General features: G+C 26.5%; 16 protein-coding genes and 2 pseudogenes. 6 read left to right on the top strand and 12 right to left on the bottom strand.

Features of this window, described 5'->3' with window-relative positions; genetic code table 11:
• Positions 1-53: 53 nt before the first annotated feature.
• The 6 genes from AAT22_RS08075 to AAT22_RS08050 form a co-directional block, all read right to left on the bottom strand.
• Positions 54-1019: a DUF523 and DUF1722 domain-containing protein gene (locus tag AAT22_RS08075; protein WP_047000841.1), complete on the bottom strand. Its 966-nt coding sequence runs from the start codon at positions 1017-1019 to the stop codon at positions 54-56.
• 116 nt (positions 1020-1135) lie between these two features.
• A complete protein-coding gene (locus AAT22_RS08070; RefSeq protein ID WP_016207541.1) occupies positions 1136-1795 on the bottom strand; it encodes a nitrate/sulfite reductase in 660 nt (219 codons plus the stop codon).
• A gap of 71 nt (positions 1796-1866) precedes the next feature.
• On the bottom strand, positions 1867-4317 hold the full coding sequence (gene recQ / locus AAT22_RS08065; RefSeq protein WP_047000840.1) for a DNA helicase RecQ: 2451 nt from the start codon (positions 4315-4317) through the stop codon (positions 1867-1869).
• A gap of 116 nt (positions 4318-4433) precedes the next feature.
• Positions 4434-5096: a TIGR01906 family membrane protein gene (locus AAT22_RS08060; protein WP_047000839.1), complete on the bottom strand. Its 663-nt coding sequence runs from the start codon at positions 5094-5096 to the stop codon at positions 4434-4436.
• Positions 5097-5279: 183 nt separating this feature from the next.
• Positions 5280-6059 (bottom strand): EFR1 family ferrodoxin, encoded by a 780-nt coding sequence (locus AAT22_RS08055; protein WP_047000838.1) that lies wholly within the window; start codon positions 6057-6059, stop codon positions 5280-5282.
• 182 nt (positions 6060-6241) lie between these two features.
• A complete protein-coding gene (locus AAT22_RS08050) occupies positions 6242-7567 on the bottom strand; it encodes an APC family permease (RefSeq protein WP_047000837.1) in 1326 nt (441 codons plus the stop codon).
• An 865-nt stretch (positions 7568-8432) separates the two neighbouring features.
• Here AAT22_RS08050 and livG point away from each other — a divergent pair.
• The 6 genes and pseudogenes from livG to AAT22_RS08030 all read left to right on the top strand — a co-directional run.
• Positions 8433-8569: pseudogene (livG, locus tag AAT22_RS18775) on the top strand (high-affinity branched-chain amino acid ABC transporter ATP-binding protein LivG); the annotation flags it as partial.
• Between the two features lie 87 nt (positions 8570-8656).
• A pseudogene (locus AAT22_RS19595) lies at positions 8657-8887 on the top strand (ABC transporter ATP-binding protein); the annotation flags it as partial.
• 194 nt (positions 8888-9081) lie between these two features.
• On the top strand, positions 9082-10362 hold the full coding sequence (locus tag AAT22_RS08045; RefSeq protein WP_242849801.1) for an ABC transporter substrate-binding protein: 1281 nt from the start codon (positions 9082-9084) through the stop codon (positions 10360-10362).
• 85 nt (positions 10363-10447) lie between these two features.
• Positions 10448-11314 (top strand): sugar ABC transporter permease, encoded by an 867-nt coding sequence (locus AAT22_RS08040; RefSeq protein ID WP_047000860.1) that lies wholly within the window; start codon positions 10448-10450, stop codon positions 11312-11314.
• On the top strand, positions 11314-12189 hold the full coding sequence (locus AAT22_RS08035) for a carbohydrate ABC transporter permease (RefSeq protein ID WP_047000835.1): 876 nt from the start codon (positions 11314-11316) through the stop codon (positions 12187-12189). The genes AAT22_RS08040 and AAT22_RS08035 overlap by 1 nt, the downstream gene beginning before the upstream one ends.
• 74 nt (positions 12190-12263) lie before the next feature.
• Positions 12264-12527 (top strand): DUF1294 domain-containing protein, encoded by a 264-nt coding sequence (locus AAT22_RS08030; protein WP_047000834.1) that lies wholly within the window; start codon positions 12264-12266, stop codon positions 12525-12527.
• Between the two features lie 56 nt (positions 12528-12583).
• Here the strand turns inward: AAT22_RS08030 and AAT22_RS08025 are convergent, their stop codons facing one another.
• From AAT22_RS08025 to hisS, 6 genes are all read right to left on the bottom strand, one after another.
• On the bottom strand, positions 12584-13564 hold the full coding sequence (locus AAT22_RS08025; protein WP_047000833.1) for a GNAT family N-acetyltransferase: 981 nt from the start codon (positions 13562-13564) through the stop codon (positions 12584-12586).
• A gap of 95 nt (positions 13565-13659) precedes the next feature.
• Positions 13660-14286 (bottom strand): ABC-2 transporter permease, encoded by a 627-nt coding sequence (locus AAT22_RS08020; RefSeq protein WP_047000832.1) that lies wholly within the window; start codon positions 14284-14286, stop codon positions 13660-13662.
• A 1-nt stretch (position 14287) separates the two neighbouring features.
• The gene (locus AAT22_RS08015) at positions 14288-15139 is read right to left on the bottom strand and encodes an ABC transporter ATP-binding protein (RefSeq protein WP_084820738.1); all 852 of its coding nucleotides are present in this window, start codon (positions 15137-15139) and stop codon (positions 14288-14290) included.
• Positions 15140-15141: 2 nt separating this feature from the next.
• A complete protein-coding gene (locus AAT22_RS08010) occupies positions 15142-15516 on the bottom strand; it encodes a GntR family transcriptional regulator (protein ID WP_016208393.1) in 375 nt (124 codons plus the stop codon).
• Between the two features lie 164 nt (positions 15517-15680).
• The gene (gene aspS, locus AAT22_RS08005; protein ID WP_047000830.1) at positions 15681-17459 is read right to left on the bottom strand and encodes an aspartate--tRNA ligase; all 1779 of its coding nucleotides are present in this window, start codon (positions 17457-17459) and stop codon (positions 15681-15683) included.
• Positions 17460-17475: 16 nt separating this feature from the next.
• Positions 17476-18723, bottom strand: coding sequence for a histidine--tRNA ligase (gene hisS, locus AAT22_RS08000; RefSeq protein ID WP_047000829.1), 1248 nt, complete (start codon positions 18721-18723; stop codon positions 17476-17478).
• Between the last annotated feature and the right edge of the window lie 9 nt (positions 18724-18732).

Here is an 18732-nt window from a genome sequence, read left to right as displayed (position 1 = left end):
ACGTTTTACATAAAAAAGGGGCTATCTATGACAGCCCCTTTTTGTTTATTATTTTATATTCCCTCTTTTCCAGAATCACTTATATCAAGTAATTCTTCTGGGTATGCAGACCATATAGTTTGATTCAAAAGATATTCTTCATTATATTTTATAGCATAAGTTTTTAAAATATTTAAAGGTACATCCATGTGAATCTTATCTTCCTTATATTTATTAAATATATCTAATACAAATTCCTTTTCATCCTTTGAAAGATAATCTGAAAAGTATCCAAATATATGCATAAATGTATTTATGTAATTACCTTTTCTAGGAATTTTAGAAAATGCTAAACCTAAATGATGCTCATAGTCATTTATAATTTCATTAAAATGTTTTTTTTCATCATTAGCAACTATTTGCCCTAAATGCTTTAACTGACTTCTATTATATGCCATAAGAAGATATTTATTATTTGAATGAAATTTAATTAACTCTTTAATAGAATTAGATTTTTCTACTTCCTTAAATTTAAAAAATATATACACCTTAATTAAAAAATGCTCTCTTATGGCATGATTAGTAAGACGTCCTTCTTCCTCAATAGGAAGATATGGATAGTTTTTAATAGCATAAGAAGCAAATAATCCTATACTCTTTTTTGATCCTATTGTCTTTTCTTTACCTAAATATAACTTTACATTTTTGGTTCCACAAGATGGTGACCTTCCCTTTAATATAAATCCATGCACTTCTTCTAAAGATTTAAAAAATTCATTTGAATATTCATCCATTTCCCTTGTATATACATTTCCACTATGCGGCTCATAAAGTTCTATTTTTTCTTTTTCTAATATTAATCTTATAGGCTTTCTAGGTGTCTCTAAACCGATATCTACCTCCGGACAAACAGTTATATAATTGACATACTTTTTTAATTTTTCAACAAACTTATCTGATATCATATCTCCATTATATCTACAATTACAAAATCCTAAACATCTGCTTACTACAATTGTGGGCTTCTTATCTTCTTTCAATTAATACCCTCCTTGAATACTTTACATTTAGCACTTAATAAACTTTTTCTTTTGATATAAATATTTTACATGTTTATTATTTTTTATAATACTCTTTCCCTAAAAGATATTATTATCTAATCAATTATTTTAAATACATCAGATTTAAATTTTTCTATACCTATTCTATCTATAAAAAATCCTAATTTTTCACCAGCTTCTGCATTTTCTTTGTAGTATTCAAAAATTATATCAACTAAATTTTCTGCAGCCTTTTCAGTCAAATCAATTGCAATAATATCTGACATTCTTGGATTATAGCCTCCTGATCCTCCTACGGTTACCATAAATCCAGTTTTATCAGCTATTATACCTACATCCTTACTATAAACACTCCCACATGCATTTCTACATCCAGCAACACCTATTTTGGTTCTACATGGCATTTCTGCCCAATGGTACCTTTTTGAAAGTCTCATTCCTATTCCAATAGTATTATGTTTTGCTCTCTTACAAAAACCTGCTGGACACATCTCTACATTTTTAACAGAATTTTGTGTTTTGACAGCTGGCATCATTCCAAGTTCTTCCCAAATTAATGGTAAATCACTTTCCTCCAAATTAGTAATTAATATTCTTTGTCCTGAAGTAATTTTTATAACTCCATTATATCTTTTTGCTACTATAGCTATTTTTTCAAGGTTCTCTGGTGTTATAAAACCTCCAGGTATATGAGGTGTTATCCCAAACTTTCTCTTGCCATCTATAACCTTTTGTAAATTACCGTAATTACTCATTTCATTCTCCTTATTCTCTATTTTTGTACTTCTTATATATTTTACAAAGCAATTTATAACACTAGTTAACTTTAATTATCATTTATCAATTTCTTATTTTTTAAAAATATTTCTTCTATTATTACTGCTCTTATAGCCTCATATTTTATATCACTTCTAAGAGTCTTTTTAATTTCTCCAATTTTTCTGTAGTCTTTAGACCTTACTTCTCTAAGAATCTCTTCTCTATCTTCTTTTAAATAATATTTTGATATATCAAACTTAATTTCTATATTCTCATTATTTTCAAGGGCTGTTGTCAAATATCCTAAAATTGTAGATATAGATATTTCTAATTTATCTGATAATTCTTCTGGAACCTCTCCTTTTTTTAATTCATCAATAGTTATTTCTTCATCTGTCCTAACGTCTCCATCTAAAGCAATTTTTCTTTTTTCCTTCTTTATGAAATTAACTTTAATATCTTTGTTATTAATATAATCGTTAACTATAATAATTATATCTTTTCCTATAATTTCTACTTTCTTTTTTCCAACTAAAGTTATATCCATTAATTCATCTAAGTTTTTAGGATATCTTCCACTTATTTCTTTCAAGCTTCTTAAAGATATTACTTTTGGTGGATACATACCTTCTTTTCTTGAAATTTCTTCTCTTCTATTCTTTAGTAATTCTAGTAATTCTTCATCTACTTTTATATCAATATAAGAATTTTCTTCATTATCCTCAATTATATGATTTACAATAATATTATTTTCTTCAATATAACTTTTAATTAAATTAATAAATCTTTCACCATATTTATTAAATTTAATTTCTCCTACTCCACTAATTAATCTCATATTTTCCTTAATTAATGGCATTTTGCTACTCATTTCTTTTAATGTAACATCACCAAAAATTATATAAGGAGGAACTCTTTCTTCCAGTGCTATTTCTCTTCTCAAATCTTTTAGTAATTCTAATAATTTATTATCTACATTTTCAATAGTATTAATATTATTTTCTTTAAATAGTACTTTATGCTCACCTTTTATTATTTCTATTGATTTCTTATTTAGACTTACTACAGGATAAGTTCCTTCAATATAATCTAAATATCCATGAGCTATTAACGTATTTATAAAACTTTTCAGATCTTCCGCCTTATAATCTTTCATAATTCCATAAGTAGATAAATTATTGAATCCTAAATTTACTAGTCTAATGTTTTTAGATCCCCTTAGAACATCTACTATCATTGAAATACCAAAGTTTTTTTTCATTCTATATACACATGATAATACTTTTTGAGCATCAATAGTTTTATCTACTACTTCTCCTTCATTTAAACAGTTACTACAATTATTACAGTTTTCTAAATTAGATTCACCAAAGTAATTTAGTATATATTTTCTATAACAATCATTATTATAAATAAAATCAGTCATTTGTTTTAGCTTCAAATATTGACTTTGTTTTCTATTTAAATTTTCTGAACTAGATTCTATTAAGAACTTTTGAGTTTGAATATCTCCTGGTGAAAATAATAATATGCACTCACTTTTTCCTCCATCTCTTCCTGCTCTACCAATTTCTTGATAATAACTTTCAATGTTCTGAGGCATATTAAAGTGAATTACATATCTTATATTAGGCTTATCAATTCCCATTCCAAAAGCATTTGTAGCTATCATTATGTTAACTTTATCCTTTATAAAATCTTCTTGATTTTCTTTTCTTATATCATCCCTAAGCCCTGCATGATATTTAGATACCTTATATTTTTTTTCACATAAGACCTCATATAATTTGTCTACTTCTTTTCTAGTAGCAGCATAAACTATTCCTGAAGCATCTTTATTAGCTTCTATATATTTAATTACATAGTCTTTTTTATTACTTCCTTTTACAATATTAATAAATAAATTTTCTCTATCAAAACCTGTTACATATACCTTAGGATTTTTAAGTCCAAGAAGGCTTATAATATCTCTTTTTACTTCTTCTGTTGCTGTTGCTGTAAAAGCTGTAATTATAGGTCGTTCTTTCAATATATCTATAAATGATTTTATTTTTCTGTAACTTACCCTAAAATCATGCCCCCACTGAGATACACAATGTGCTTCATCGATAGCAATTTGACTTATACTACATCTTGACATTTCCATTATGAAGTCATACGACTCAAGTCTTTCTGGCGCAACATAAACTATTTTATATTTGTTATTCTTTAGATTATTTATAGCTTCATTAAATTCACTAGTACTTAATGAACTATTTATATATGCGGCTTCAATCCCCATAGATCTTATATTATCAACTTGATCCTTCATTAAGGATATTAATGGTGAAATTACTATAGTTAAGCCATCTAAAATTAATGCTGGTATTTGATAACATAAAGATTTACCTCCGCCGGTTGGCATTATTGCTAGAATATCTTCTTTACTTAAAATATTTTTAATTATATCTTCTTGGCCCTTTCTAAAGCTTTTATATCCATAATATTTCTCTAAAACTTCTAAACTTATATCTTGCAAATTAAACACTCCTAAAATTATCTTTCTATTTACTTATTAAGATTATCAACACAAACATGCATTCTTAACACACTAAAATAATAGCTTTCCTCAAATAATATAAAATTCATTGATAATTAGTTAAGTTTAGAATGTTTATTATAACTTATGTAAATTGTCTTATAAACAATTATTGCAATAAGGGTAAATATTATTACCACTAATGCATACAACTTAAAAACTTCTTCTGGTAACACATTTATAATAGGATCTGTTTTTGAATCAAAAATCCAATATTCATTATTAAAAAATATTTTATGAAAAATTATAAAAGCTTTTGAGAAATCTATAAAAATTGATGTTAATAAAACTGTAATTATACTTATAAGAGCATTTGCTCCATAATTAAGTGATTTAATTAGCTTTATTTTTTTGTTGTTATATTTTTTTATTAGATATATAACAATAAATATCAATACAAAAATTAAAACTATTAAATATATGCTTAAAAATATCTTCTTAACTTCATAAAAATGAAATTCTCCGTTGCTACTCATTATAAAATTATTAAACTTCAACTTTTTTGCAAATGGATTTTGTAAATAATTTAATAATATATTATAATCTTCCATTAATTTTTCCTTTGAAAGTTGTCCTATTTTATCCAAGTCATACTTTTGAATTGAATACTTATATATACTTCTCAAATTTAAAGATGCAATAACACTTATACCAATAGTAAATAAAGCTATACTTATTCCTTGTAAAACTTTAAATATGCAATTAATCCATTTCTTCATTTTCTACCTCTTTCTAATATTTAGCATTTTATATAATCCTTATATACTAAATTGATTTAAAGACTATTACTACTTATATTTTTAATTAAATTTTAAACTCTTATAATAACTTATATATATAATAACATAATAGTCCTTATTTTGAATATAAAAAGAAGGGTTTACCCCCCCTTAACTTCTTAACTAACCTACTATCAAATCAATATTATCCTTATACTGAGAATATTGTTTGTTTTTATATAATATTGCATTTTTAGGACAACAACTCATGCATCTACAGCACAATATACAATTATCCCTAAACTTTATATAATCTCCTATATTCTCTATATTTCTAGTTGGACAAATTTTAACACATAAATTGCACTTATCACATTGCGAGCTTACTGAAAATTTATATGAATTTTTATATAAATCTTTTGTTCTGAATTTGTATAGTTTTTTCATAATTATTGATTTAAAATTATTAATTTCTTTTTTATTATAATTTTCAATCAAAAAATTTGCTATTTCATTTTTTATTTTTTGTAAGGATTTATTATATACTTCTTCTAAATCTATATTTTTAGTATCTAAATATTCTCTACTTAATATATTGCTATTTGGCATTTTAAAATTTGTAGTTAATATGACTTTAAAATTTTTTTCTATTAATATTTTCTCTAATTCATCAAAGTAAGTTTGAAGTTTATCTTTTCCTGTTGAAAATATCATTGTTTTTATTTCGCTTTCAGAATAATGTAGATTATCTTCTATAAATTCCATAAATATTTGAGGGATATATTCAAAATACTTAGGAAATCCAAGAATTAAATAATCAAATGATATCTTTTCTATATTAAATTCTTCTTCTATCGAATGTATTTCTATTTCACATTCATTTTTTATAAATTCTTCTCCCATCTTATTGGCAATAAATTTTGTATTTCCAGTGCCACTGAAGTATAAAATTAAACCTTTCATATAATCTCCCCCAATTAATATATATTTACATAATAAAATTACATATGTAAGAATATGTTAATAATTATACATCATTTGTAATTTTTTAGAAACGATTTTAATCTTTCAAATTTCCTTACTCTTTTTATATTTTCTACAAAATAAAAAAAGATAGAAATTTTTTCTATCTTTTTTTACTATAATTATATTTTTTGCTTATTGTATTTCCAAAACAGTACTGATGATACTAATATTATTCCACATATTATGATATATACAAAAAATAATGGATTTTTAATACTTCCAAATAAAATAATTAAAGATCCTAAGCTTGCAAAAATAGGATTAATTTTTCCCCTCCATAAGCCCTTAATTTCATTGTTTAAACCCATTTTAAATACTTTAAAGTACAACATTATATATAATAAATAATTAACAGTTATTGATATTTCTGATATATCACTATTAGGTAAATAATTATATCTTTGTGTTATATAATGTATAACTAAACAAATAGATGATATACAAAAAGCTACAACTGAAGATCTAATAGGCATCCCTACGCTTTCATTGACGACTTTTATTTTCTTAGAATTGGGAAACATTCCCCTTATTGCTAGAGAATATGGCATTCTAGTGTGGCCTATTATCAATCCATTTACAGTTCCTAATATAGATATAACAACAAATGTTAATATTATTTTAGCTCCCCAAGGTCCAAATAGTCTAGTAGCTGCTAAATTAACATGTTCATCTCCCATATTCATTATTGTTTCTGGTCCAACATACATACTTATTCCAATAAAATATAATACATATATTGCTAATATAAATAATGGAGCAACTACCAAAGCTCTTGGTAAATTTCTTTTAGAGTTTTTTATTTCATGACCTATAGATGTTGATATTATCCAACCATCAAAAGAAAATGCTATAGGTGCTATTGCTGCTATCCATGTAGCAGGTTCCATATGTACAATATCACTTATTATTATTTCAGTAGGATTTCCGAAAAAAAGTCCTGCTATTGCTATTACTAATAAAGGAATAATTTTAATTATCGTTGATGCATTTTGAAAGTATCCGCCTAATTTAGCAGACAATACATTCATAAAGTAAAATAAAATCATTATTATAAATCCTATCGTTGTTTGAGTAGTTAATCCACCATCTATTCCAAATAACATACATATATATATACCAGATACCCACGAAATTACAGCTACAAGTGTAGGATAATATAAGAATGTATGAAACCATCCAAAAGCACAAGCAACTGATTCATTATATGAATATTCAGCATATGTTATTATTCCCCCTGCTTTTGAATCTCTTGATGCTAATTCTGAAATAGTTAGGCTTCCAAAAATAATTCCCATTGCAGCAATACTAAATACAAGAACGCCTAAACTTATACTTCCATTAGTGGCTACTAATATATTATCACTTTTAAAAAATATTCCTGATCCTATTACAATTCCTACTATCATTCCTATGGCAGTAAATAAACCATATTCATTTTTTTTCATTATTTCACCTCTTTGTACAATATTTTATTAATAATTATAATTTCTCTGTCCAATATATCATATAAAGGTACAAATAAAAATATTAAATTTAATAATTCTCTAATAAAAATCAACTTTTATATACTGTTAATAAAATCATTTTTAATACTTACCGTACATTTATTTTAATATTTAAATATTCCAACAAAATATATTAAATAGCTATATTGTATTTTTTAACCCAATTTATTAATATACTTTTAAATTATTTCAATATAAAATATAATTTTAATAATTTTATCAGTTCTTTATTAATATTTTATTATTAATATTTTTTCAGAAAAATGGGGGTATTTATGAATAAAAAACTTTTTTGGTGTTATTTCATTAACATTAGGTTTATCACTTTTAAGCGGCTGCTCTAGTAATGCAGAAGATAATCAAGAAGATCATATATCTTCAATATAAGCCTTTAATAAACTTGTTGATAATGATAAAGTTGTTGCTATACTTGGTCTTGTAACTTCTGGAGCTACAACAGCAGCTATTTTATACATGCTGGCTAGGATTATTCAAATGGTATATCTGAGACATAAAAAAAGACTTTAAATCTAAAGGTGGACAGGTAACTGAATGTTTAAGTTATAATGATGGCGATACTGATTTTAATGCACAACTTACAAAGATAAAATCAACTAATCCCAATGTATTAGTTCTTCCTTATTATTATAATTTAGTTTTCATTATTGCTAACCAAGCCCGAGCAACAGGAATAACTTCTTAATTCTTAGGTGGAGATGGATGAAGATCTGAAGAACTTTATTCTAATGTAATTTTTACAACAACTTATAAATGGTTTAGACTTAGGTAGTGTTTATGCTCTTAAATGATTAATTGGATTAAAGATGAATTTCAAATTTCTGTTTTACTTACAGAACATGATATGAAACTAGTAATGGGAATTTGCGAAAAAATAATAGTATTAGATTATTGTAAAAAATAGCTGAAGGGACTCCTGATTAAATAAGAAATAACCCTAAAGCTATTGAAACATGCCCCGGAGAATGGTCTTAAACTATGCTTAAAATAGATAACATTGACTTATATTATGATGAGCCTTTAATAGTACTGGCCCCTATAGTTGTTAAAGAAATCTTTAATACTATAGTAGAAATAAACAAAGCAGTAACCACAATTTTATTAGTAGAATAAAATATAAATATTGCTTTATCTATAGCTCATAGAGCTTATGTTTTAAAAACCGCTAGAATCGTGTTAACTGGTGATTCTAGGACTCTTCTTAATGATTCTATAATTAAAAGCGCTTATCTAGGTAAATAAAAAATAGAGGAACATTTAATCCTCTATTTTTTCTTTTATTTCCCAATTAGACTATATAACTTTAGTGCAAAAATCCAAAATTGTTGTTTTATTAGTATTTCTATTGAATAGTTTTTCCTTTAAATGTAATATATGTATATAAATGCAATCGTTTGCTTTTATTTCATTAAAATATATTTATGGAGGGGTTAAGAATGAAAAAAATTTTAGCAACTGTTTTGACTGCATCATTATTGGCTGGAGTGTTTGTTGGATGTTCTTCTAATAATACTAATGGAAGTTCAGGTAAAAATACTGAAAATAAGGTAGTAAAAGTATTTCAATTAAAAGTTGAAATAAATGACGCTTTGCAACAACTTGCAAAAAAATATGAAGAGGAAACTGGAGTTAAAGTTGAAGTTACCTCAGTTGGTGGTGGGGCTGACTATGGTGCTGCTTTAAAAGCTGAATTTCAGAAAGGTACTGAGCCTGATATTTTTATGATTCAAGGTGCTGGTGACTTAGAAGTTTGGTCTCACAAGGTTGATGACTTATCATCTGAAAAATGGGTTTCTAATGCTGTTAAAGGTACTTTAGATACAGTAACTAAAGATAGTAAAATCTATGGTATGCCAGTTGCAACTGAAGGCTATGGACTAATATATAATAAAGAAATATTAGACAAGGCATCTATAGATCCAAAGTCAATCGACACTTTTGATAAATTAAAATCTGCTGTTGAAAAATTAGATTCTGAAAAAGCTGCCCTAGGATTAGATAACGTTATATCATATACAACAAAAGAATTTTGGGTAACTGGAAATCATACTTTTAATATTGGATTAGCCTCTCAAGAAAATCCTACACAATTTACTAAGGATTATATTGATGGTAAAGCTGATATTGTAAATAATCAAGAATTCAAAGATTGGATGAATCTTGTTGACTTACTTTGTAAATATGGTGGAGGTGCTGCTTTAGATACTATAGATTATAGTACTCAAGTTGGAAACTTTGCTTTAGAAAAAACTGCTTTCTTACATCAAGGTAACTGGGTTGCTGGCGATTTAGCTGGATTAGGTGCAAATTTTGATATGGGCTTTATTCCACTAGCAATTAATAACGATGATAAAATAAGTGGAAGTATTCCTGTTGGAGTTCCAATGTATTGGACAGTTAATAAAGATTCAGCTGTAAATGCTGAAGCTAAAGAATTCCTTGACTGGATTGTTACTAGTGAAACTGGTCAAAAGTCCTTAATAGAAGATATGAAGATGATACCTGCTTTTACTAACTTTAAAGTTGAAACTGATGATAAGTTAGCTAAATCAATAATTGAATATAATAATGCTGGAAAAACACTTCCTTGGGCATTTACTAATCTTCCTGATGGATTCAACAAGGAAAAATTAGCACCTATTTTCTCTAAATATGCAAAAGGTGAAATAGATCAAACTAAGATGCTTGAAGAAATCCAAGCAGCAACCAAGAAGTAAACCATAATATTTTCTTATATCCGCAGGGGATTATAGTCCCTTGTGGATACTTATATTATGGCCAAATTTTATAGGAGATGATAATATGAAGAAAAAACGTAAATCTAATAAGGGATTTTGGCTTTTTGTTGGTCCCTCTTTATTTGCACTAACTATGGTAGTAATAATTCCATTTTTGATAGGAATATATTATACCCTTACTAATTGGAATGGTGCCAATCCTAATTATGATTTTGTAGGTTTCTCTAACTATAGTAACCTTTTTAAGGATACTCAGTTTATTTATTCCTTCAAAATTACAATAGTTTATACTATTGCAAGTGTTATCTCTATAAATTTAATAGGATTTGGATTAGCTTATTTTGTTACTAGAAACTTAAAGACAAAAAATTTTCTTAGAACTGGCTTCTTTATGCCAAATTTAATTGGTGGACTTATTTTAGGATTCATATGGCAATTCTTATTTAACTCAGTTTTTACCTCTATAGGTACTAAATTAGGACCAGATTTTCTGGCAACCTCTCTTCTTCAAGAAAGAAATACTGCTATTTTAGCCATGCTTATAGTTTCAGCTTGGCAATATGCTGGCTATATAATGGTTATTTATGTAGCTGCCCTTGAAAACGTTCCTACTGATTTAATTGAAGCAAGTCATATTGATGGTGCTAATGGTTTGCAATCCTTTAAGCATATAACGCTTCCAATGGTAGCTCCATCAATAACAATATGTTTATTTTTAACACTTGCTAATTCTTTTAAGTTATTTGATTTAAATTTTTCTTTAACTCCTTTAAAAACTACTGAAATGCTATCTTTAAATATATATAACGAAGCATTTTCTTCTAATAATATGGGACTTGGGCAAGCTAAAGCAATAATATTCTTTATATTTGTTACAGCAATTTCTTTAACTCAAGTTTATTTTACAAAGAAAAGGGAGGTTGAATTGTAATGAGAATAAAAAAACATAGTAAATTAAAAACATTAAATAGTTATAATCATAAATTAAAATTTTTAGAATTTTCAGGTTGGATACTCCTTATTATTTATATGATTCCTTTTTATCTTATGTTTATAAATTCCTTTAAAACTAGAAGAGAAATATTTGCAAACACTATGGGATTCCCCCATGAATGGAATTTTAGTAATTATACTTCTGCAATTGAAAGAATGAATATGGGTAGTGCATTTATTAATTCACTAATAATAACTACTATAAGTATAATACTAATAGTTTTATTTTCTTCAATGGCTTCTTGGACTTTAGCTAGAAGCAAAACTAGAGCTAGTAAAGTTATATTTTATTTATTTGTTTCTGCAATGATAATTCCATTCCAAGCTGTAATGCTACCGTTAGTTAAATGGATGGGTATAATAAGTATAGATTCCATTAATTTCAATATGCTTGGAACACATTATGGACTTATTTTTATGTATCTAGGATTTGGGTCAAGTATGAGCATATTTTTATATCATGGCTTTATAAATAACATCCCTTTAGAAGTTGAAGAGGCTGCTATAATAGATGGCTGTAATAGATGGCAATTATATCATAAGATAGTATTCCCTCTTTTAAAGCCAATTACAGTAACTGTTATGGTTCTAAATGGTATATGGATATGGAATGATTTTTTGCTACCATTTCTTACTATAAACGGAAAAATAAATACTATTCCTCTTGCCATGAACAATTTCTTTGGTGCTTTTTCTAAACAATGGGAACTTGCTATGGCAGCTTTAATTTTAGCAGTAATTCCAATTATTATTTTCTACTTCTTTGTTCAAAAATATATAATTAAAGGAATAGTACAAGGATCAATTAAATAACTAAATTTTATTCCTATAGCAGATATTATAGTTTATAATCAAGTGTGTACTATAAAAACTGTAAAGGAGATTTTATGAAAGACGTTTTTACTTATTATATTATTTTTATTAATTTAATTTCTTTTTTAACCATTTATATTGATAAGAAAAAAGCAATAAAGAAAAAATGGCGAATAAAAGAATCCACATTAATTTTTCTTTCAATAATTGGCGGAAGTTTAGGTACTTATATAAGTATGTATACTTTCAAACATAAAATTAGACATTTAAAATTTAATCTAGGTATCCCTATAATAATACTCTTTCAACTTTCCATATACTTCTTATTAAAAAAATAGAATGGTACTTCTTACTATCCATTCTATTTTTTAAATTATATTAATTTATTTTTAATTTAATCAATTCTTAAATTTATAAAGTATTTAAATATATATTTAAAATCACTTATTTGAATATCCCAATTTTTAAAGTTTATAATATCACTACTTAAATTATTTATTTTTTTTATGATAAAATAATTTATAGGTGTACTATTTTCAAAGCCTAATTCTTCTAGTATTATATGTTCTCTGTTATAAACTGAACAACAAATATTTATAGATTTTATATTTTCCTCAGCAACATCTTTAAATATTTTACATAATAATATCTTATTATATTGTTTATCTACTGAATTTAATTCTACTATTTCTATCTTATCATTATATTTAGTCATTATAAGTGAAGCTAAGACAACTTTATTTCGGCTTATAACATAATTTTTGTATTCATATATTTTATTTTTCTTAAACATCCATTTTAAATAATTTAAATCTTTATAAACTTTTATTTTGCTATCCTTTTTATTTATTAATAGCGAATAGTCAAAAGTAAAATCATTATCTATATCTATTTTTTGAATATCACACCTATTTATATGATATATATCTTTATCCTTCACCACTAACTTTAAAGTTGGTATTTCATATATATTTTCAAATCCAAACTTCTTAACTAAATTATGATGATTTACTTCATCAGGAAACCCCAATATAAAATCATATTTTTTTCTTTTCAACTCCTCATAGACTTTTATTCCAATTTTAGTAGATAACCCTTTATTTTTAAACTCTGATTTAATAAGTAAAGGCATAGATATTCCTGATCTTATAATTTCATTATTTATCACTATATTTATAGGTATCACTGAATAGCACCCAATAATTTTATCATCTTCTGTTGCTAAGCAAAAAATGAAATCATCTATAGGATTATTTAAATATATCCACGAAAAATATTCTTCACTTATTTCTTTGTTAAAACAAACTTTATATAAGTCTTTTAACTCCTTAATTATTTTATTAAAATTTTGCTTATTTATAAACTCTAATTTCATTATTACACCTACTAATTTCCTTTTACTAAAATATATGAGTTAAAAATTAGTTAGGTTCTATTAAAAATCTAGCATATGAAACTTTTCTTATTTTATTAAATATCTTTTTTATCATATATATTTGAAGTAATAAAATATGATGCTAAAATTAATGTAAATATACAAAGGACAACTAATACTTTTACTACCAATATATCAAAATCTATATTAGGTAAATATTTCATTAATTCTGTTGAAAACACCATTGGAAAAACTGCTAAAAATACAATTGCTATTCTACCCTTCTCAAATCCTAGTATTAATTCGAATGGAATCAATATAGCCATCATGAAAACACCTATACCCATCATTATATAAACCAATGTCCTTAATGGCCCAATTTCATTTATTGTAACTATATTTAAGGAAATTAAGCCTGTGTATAGAACTGATGATATTATGGTAGCTATCATTGTATTAATAGCTACAAATATATATCTTGATAATATATACTCTTTTGGCTTTACTGGTAAAGAATATATTAAATAATTCACTTTACTTTTTTCCTCATAAAATGCAGTACTATAACATGTAGCCATTATAAAAAGCGCACCACTAAAAGTTATCATTTGGGGATTTACAGCACCTAAAAATATTCCCATAAAAATTATTAAAGCCATATATTTCTTTAGTGACAATACTGTTTGAAATTGCAAAAATAATAAATTTAATATTTTTCTCATTTTAGTCCCTCCTAGTATAATAAAGCATAATATCTTCTAAAGTTGGTTTTTCATAAATAACTTCATTTCCAAATATCTCAAAAGCTTCTTTTTTGTTTGATGTTAAACCTTCAAATCCAAACCCATTAGCTTTAATAGAAATAAGATATTTTCTTGTTTCATTATCTAAAAGTTCTTTCTTTCCTTTTATTATGGAGTGCTTTTCTAAAATTTCATCTTTTTCTCCATATAATATAACTTTTCCTTTGTATATAAATACAATATAATCTGCACATTTCTCTAAATCACTAGTTACATGGGTTGAATAAAATATTGTAAGATTCTCCTTCTCCATCTCTTCTTGTAATAACTCTAAAAATTCACTTCTTACAATTGGATCTAAACTAGCCGTAGGCTCATCCATCATTATAATTTTAGGTTTTATAGATAATGCCATTGCTAATTCAAATTGTTTCTTTTGTCCTTTAGATAGTTTTCCATAAACTAAAGTTTCGTTTATATTGAATTTATTGATTAATCTGTTATATAAATTTTCATCCCAATTAGTATAAAATTTAGATACAGAAGTCTTTATATTTCTTAATTTACTTTCTTCTAAAAACCCACATACATCACCAACGAAACCTATTGATTCTTTTAATTTAGGATTATCAGAAATATTTTCTCCTAAAACTAATATTTCTCCTTCATCATATTTAATCATATTCATTATAGCTTTTATAGTAGTCGTCTTACCTGAACCATTTGGACCAATAAAGCCTGTTATAAAACCTTCTCTTACTTTTAACTCTTCTATATTCAATTTGAAATTCTTATATTCTTTTTTTAAATTTTTAATTTCAATTGCTTCCACCATTATACCTCCTCATATAAATTCTTAAATATCTCTAATGCTTCTTCTAATGTTAATCCAATAGCTTTTGCAGAAATTATTGCTTCTTCTAATTTGTTCTCAATTTCAAACATAGCTACTTCTTTAAGTCGTTCATTATTTGCCTCTGCTACAAAAGTACCTTTTCCTACAGCAGTTTTAATAAATCCTTCTTTTTCAAGTTCTTCATAAGCTCTTTTAGTAGTAATTATACTTACTTTTAATTCCTTAGCTAATGTTCTTATTGAAGGTAGTGCTTCTCCAGGCTTTAAAGTTAAGTTAATAATTTGAGTCTTTATTTGACTTTCAATTTGTTCATATAAAGGAACTTGTGAGGAATTGCTAATTAATATATTCAAATTCTCACCTCCAAGTGTACATGCAGTGTGTATATAATCTATATACATATAATATCTCATATACACTTTGATGTCAATATCTTCTAAAAATTTAAAATAAAAAACTGATTTGCTTAGCAAATCAGTTTTTTATTCTTCCATATTCTTATGACCTTTAATTACTTTTATTTTATATTTATTGAAATACCTAGCTCTTGTAATTGCTTTTCATCTGCTATGTTAGGTGCTTCACTTAAATAACAATAAGCATTTTGATTTTTAGGGAATGCAATAACATCTTTTATATTTTCTGTTCCAGCTAAGAACATTACCATTCTATCAAGTCCAAAAGCTAAACCTCCATGTGGTGGTGGGCCAAATTTAAATGCATCTATTAAGAAACCGAATCTTTCTTGCGCTGATTCTTCTGTAAATCCTAATGCTTTGAACATTTTTTGTTGAAGCTTTGAATCATGTATTCTTATAGATCCTCCACCTAATTCTTCACCATTTAAAACTAAATCATATGCCTTTGATCTTACTTCTCCTGGATTTGTTTCTAACATATTTAAATCCTCATCCATAGGTGATGTAAATGGATGATGCGCTGCATGATATCTTTCTTCTTCTTCATCATATTCAAATAATGGGAATTCTGTAATCCAAGTAAAATTAAATTCATTCTTATCTTTTATTAAGTCAAATTGCTTAGCAAGCTCTAATCTTAATGCTCCTAAACTTTGGAATACCACTGAATTCTTATCAGCAACTATAAATATAGCATCTCCAACTTCTGCTCCCATAGTTTTAACTATTGAGTTTGTAACATCGTCAGTTAAGAACTTAGAAATAGAAGACTTAACTCCATCTTCTTTTAATTGGATCCACGCAAGACCTTTAGCCTTATATGTCTTAACAAATTCACTTAACTTATCTATTGGCTTTCTTCCAAGCTCTGCTCCACCTTTTAAGCAAAGTGCTCTTACTGATCCGCCAACTTCTATTGCTGATTTAAACACTACAAAATCCATATCCTTTACATCTTCTGTAATATCAGTAATTTCCATTCCAAATCTTAAATCTGGTTTATCTGAACCGTATTTTTCCATAGCATCTTTAAATGTCATTCTTTTTATTGGTAACTTAACATCAACTCCTGCTACTTCCTTAAATACATGAGCTATTAAACCTTCATTCATTTTAATAACATCTTCTTGTTCAACAAAACTCATTTCTAAATCAATCTGAGTAAATTCTGGCTGTCTATTTGCTCTTAAATCTTCATCTCTAAAACATTTAACTATTTGATAATATCTATCAAATCCAGAAACCATTAATAGTTGTTTAAAAATTTGTGGTGATTGTGGAAGGGCATAGAACATTCCAGGATAATTTCTAGAAGGTACAAGATAATCTCTAGCTCCTTCTGGAGTACTCTTTGTAAGCATTGGAGTTTCTACTTCTAAGAAGTTGTTTTCATCCAAGTAGTCACGAACTGATTTAGAAATTCTATTTCTAATCATAAATATTCTTTGCATATCTGGTCTTCTAAGATCTAAATATCTATATTTTAATCTTATACTTTCAGCAGCATCTAGTCCTTCTTTTATATATATTGGAGGTGTATCTGACTCTGAAAGAATTTTTAGACTCTCACATTTAAGCTCTACTAATCCTGTTGGCATATTATGATTAGGAGCTTCTCTTAAAACTACTTCACCAGTAACTGCTATACAATATTCAGGTCTAACATCTTTAGCTTTTTCAAAAGCCTCAGCATTTATTGCTTCACCAAATACTATTTGCATTATTCCTGTTCTATCTCTAAGGTCAATAAATTGTAGACCTCCTAATTTTCTATTTCTTTGCACCCAACCCATTAATGTGATTTTTTGTGATACGTTATTTTCTCTAACTTCTCCACACATTAGGGTTCTTTTTAAGCCACCTAAAGCTTCACCCATTTTTTCTTCCTCCTAACTATTTTACAAGTTTTGCTATTTCTTCTATATTATCTAAACTCACTTCAAATTGCTCACCATCACTCATTCTTTTAAGCTTTAGTGTCTTATTTTGAAGCTCGTCATCACCTAAAATTGTAGTAAAGGCTGAACCTATCTTATTTGCATATTTCATTTCTGCCTTTATACTTCTTCCCATATGATTTATTTCTGTCTTTATACCAATAGCTCTAAGTTTATTAGCTAATACAAAAGCACTTGTCTTAGCTGCTTCCCCTCTAGCACCTATATAAAGATCAACTAATCCTTCATTTGGAATTTCTATACCTTCTTTTTCTAAAGTCATTATAAGTCTTTCTAAACCTAATCCAAATCCTACAGCTGGCATTTCTGGTCCACCAATTTCTTCTATAAGCTTATCGTATCTTCCGCCGCCACAAACTGTAAAATCATCATTTAATATTTCAAATATAGTCTTTGTATAATAATCTAATCCTCTAACTATACCTGGATCTACTTTATATTGTATTTTTAAAGCATCTAAATAATTTTTAACTTCAGTAAAGTGAGAATCACACTCTTCACATATATAATCTAATATAATTGGAGCATGCTTAGTTATTTCATTACAACTTTTTTCTTTGCAATCAAGAATTCTCATTGGATTTTTTTCAAATCTAGTTTTACAAATTCCACAAAGATTATCATAATTTTCTTCAAGATATCTTTTAAGTGCTTCATTATATTTAGGTCTACATTTAGGACATCCTAAGTTGTTTATATTTAAACTTAAACTTTTAAGCCCTAATTTTTTTAATGATTCCATAGCTAATGAAATTACTTCAGCATCAATTGAAGCTTCTTTTGAACCAAAAACTTCAACTCCATATTGATGGAATTGTCTAAGTCTTCCTTTTTGAACATTTTCATATCTGAAACAAGGTATTATGTAGTATAACTTTGTTGGCTGAGCTTCATTAAATAATCTATTTTCTATGAAAGCTCTTACTGTTGGTGCTGTACCTTCTGGTTTTAAAGTAATACTTCTATCACCTTTATCATTGAAAGTATACATTTCTTTTTGCACTATATCAGTTGTTTCTCCAACACCTCTTAAAAATAATTCTGTATGTTCAAACATTGGAGTTCTTATTTCTCTTACCCCATATGATTTTGAAACATCTCTTAAAACCCCCTCTACATAATGCCATTTATATGCATCTTGAGGTAGCATATCCTTCGTACCCTTAGGTGCTTGGATTTCCATAAAATATCT

Source organism: Clostridium sp. C8 (assembly GCF_001010885.1).
GTDB classification, from domain to species: Bacteria; Bacillota; Clostridia; order Clostridiales; family Clostridiaceae; genus Clostridium; species Clostridium sartagoforme.
This window is presented reverse-complemented; position numbering and strand designations above follow the sequence as displayed.